Source organism: Ramlibacter sp. (assembly GCF_035706265.1).
GTDB lineage: Bacteria > Pseudomonadota > Gammaproteobacteria > Burkholderiales > Burkholderiaceae_C > Ramlibacter.
Genome location: NZ_DASSVG010000031.1, coordinates 1 through 2,637 on the forward strand (window position 1 = coordinate 1; position 2,637 = coordinate 2,637).

The 2,637-nt window shown below is 69.3% G+C and carries 3 protein-coding genes; 2 read left to right on the plus strand and 1 reads right to left on the minus strand.

What is annotated here, in order from left to right; all coding sequences use genetic code 11:
- Positions 1–124: 124 nt before the first annotated feature.
- Both VFM98_RS01045 and hemG read left to right on the plus strand, forming a co-directional pair.
- On the plus strand, positions 125–1,225 hold the full coding sequence (locus VFM98_RS01045; RefSeq protein WP_325108028.1) for an ABC transporter substrate-binding protein: 1,101 nt from the start codon (positions 125–127) through the stop codon (positions 1,223–1,225).
- A gap of 79 nt (positions 1,226–1,304) precedes the next feature.
- Complete coding sequence (gene hemG, locus VFM98_RS01050; protein ID WP_325108029.1) at positions 1,305–1,832, plus strand: menaquinone-dependent protoporphyrinogen IX dehydrogenase; 528 nt, start codon at positions 1,305–1,307, stop codon at positions 1,830–1,832.
- Positions 1,833–1,988: 156 nt separating this feature from the next.
- Here hemG and VFM98_RS01055 read toward each other — a convergent pair.
- A partial coding sequence (locus VFM98_RS01055) for an acyl-CoA dehydrogenase (RefSeq protein WP_325108030.1) occupies positions 1,989–2,637 on the minus strand: 649 nt, incomplete at its 5' end.

Here is a 2,637-nt window from a genome sequence, read left to right on the forward strand (position 1 = left end):
GCGCCCCTCACCGTTAAAAACTTCCGCCCCGCATCCCCTCCTCACGGGCTTCCCCGCTTGTCCTCACGGTCCGGCCCCGATTACAGTCGCGCGTACTATTCCCGTGAGTCGTTGGAGGGACCGGATGAAAAAATGGATGGCGGCGGCTGTGCTCGCCGCGGCGCCGCTGTGCGCGTTCTCGCAACTCTTGATCGGCCAGACGGCCGGCTTCACCGGCCCGGTCTCCGCCGGGGTGAAGGAGATCACGGCCGGCGCCAAGCTGTGGATCGACAGCATCAATGCCAAGGGCGGCGTCCACGGCCAGAAGATCGAGCTGGTCTCCCTCGACGACAAGTTCGAGCCGCCGCTGGCGGCCGCCAACGCCAAGGTGCTGATCGAGGAGAAGAACGTGCTGGCCATGTTCCTCAACCGCGGCACGCCCCACACCGAGGCCTTCATCCCGCTGCTGGAGGCCCACGGCGTCGCCCTGGTGGCCCCTTCCACCGGCGCAATGCTGCTGCACCACCCGGTGCGCAAGACGATCTTCAACGTGCGCTCCACCTACCAGCGCGAGGCGGAGAAGGCGGTGAGCCACTTGCTCACGATGGGCATGACGCGCATCGCCGTCGTGCACGCGGACGACACCTTCGGCCTCGACGGCCTCGAAGGCGCTTCCAAGGGCTTTGCCAAGGCGAAGCTCGAGCCCGTGGCGGTGATCGCGGCCGACCGGGGCAAGCCCGATTACACCAAGATCATTCCGGCGATCACGTCCAAGGATGCGCAGGCGGTGGTGTGGATCGCCTCGGCCAACGGGGTGGCCGGCGGCGTGAAGGCACTGCGCGCGGCCAAGTCGGCCGCGCAGGTGGTGACGCTGTCCAACAATGCCTCCGGCGGCTTCATCAAGAGCCTGGGCGAGAACGCCCACGGCGTGATCGTGGCGCAGGTGTTCCCTTCGGTGCGCACGTTCGCCTATCCGTTCGTGCAGGAAGCAGCCGCGCTGGCCAAGGAAAAGAAGCTGGAACTCAGCCCGCAGATGCTGGAAGGCTATACGGCCGCCAAGGTGCTGGTCGAGGGCCTGCGCCGTGCCGGCCCCAACCCGACGCGCGCCAAGGTGATCGCGGCGCTGGAAGGCATCCGCAAGTACGACCTCGGTGGGCTCGAGGTGAGCTACGGCCCCGACGACCACACCGGGCTCGATTTCGCCGACCTCTCCATCATCGACGCCGAGTCCAAGTTCGTCCGCTGACGCGCGGGGTGCGACTTATTTGACCCAGGCCGGGTCGGCGGACGCATGCTCCTCCTAGCATGGAGGCCTGCCCGCCGCCATGTCCCGCATCCTCATCGCCTACTCCACCGTCGACGGCCACACGCGCCGGATCTGCGAGCGCATGCAGCGCCTGCTGGAAGGCGCGGGCCACGCGGTCACGCTCGCCTCGCTCAGCGACGCGCAGCGGCCCGATGCACGCGCCTTCGAGAAGGTGGTGATCGGCGCCAGCATCCGCTACGGCAAGCACCGCCAGGAAGTGTTCGACTTCATCGGCCAGCAGCGCTCGGCGCTGGAAGACCGGCCCAGCGCGTTCTTCACGGTCAATGCCGTGGCCCGCAAGCCGGGCAAGGACACGCCGGAGGGCAGCCCCTACATCCGCAGCTTCCGCAAGCTCACGGCCTGGCGCCCGCAGCTGGTGGGGGTGTTCGCGGGGAAGATCGACTACCAGCGCTACGGCTTCGTCGACCGGCAGGTGATCCGCTTCATCATGTGGCTCACGCGCGGACCGACCGATCCGCACGCGTGCGTGGAGTTCACGGATTGGGAGAAGGTGGAAGCGTTCGCGCGCGAGGTGGGGGACTTGTAGGCTGGAGCTGAGCGCCGTCCGGGGCGCCAGCCACGGAAGGCCGAAGCCCAGCGCTTCGCGGCGCCCGCGCATCGCTGGGCTTCCTGCGCTTCGCGCGTCAGCACCAGCCTACCAGGCGCGCCTCCGCGCCAATCTGCAAAGCGGCGCCGGGCCGTGTCAACCTGCAGTCGGCGCCACCCCCAGCGCCCGCTCCATCAAGCTGCGCGCCACCACCTTCAGCGCCAGCGTTTCCTCCGCACCCTCGAAGATCGAGAGCACGCGGGCGTCCACGAAGTAGCGGCTGACGGCCGACTCCTCGGCGTAGCCCATGCCGCCGTGCAGCTGCAGCGCCTCGCGCGTCACCATCTCGGCGGAGCGGCAGGCGAGCAGCTTCACCAGGCTGGCCTCCATGCGGCCTTCGCCGCGGTCCACCAGCGCGGCCACGGCGCCGGCGAGCTGGCGGCAGGTGGCCAGCCGCGCGCCCATGCGTGCCAGCTTGGCCCGCGTGAGCGGAAACTCCAGCAGCGGCTGGCCGAACACCTTGCGGTCCTGGCTGTAGCGGATCGCCGCGCGCAGCGCCGCGCGCATCACGCCGCAGGCCCGCGCGGCCGTCTGCATGCGCCCGCCCACCATGCCGGCCATCGTGAAGTAGAAGCCCTGGCCCAGCCCCGCCTCGCCGCCCACCACGTTGGCGTCGGGCACGAAGAAGTCCTCGAACGACAGGTCGAAGGAATGCATGCCGCGGTAGCCGATGGTGGGGATCGCGCGGCCGCTCAGGAGGCCGCCCTCGGGCTGGCGGTACACGAAGTCGTGGCCCTCGAAGGAG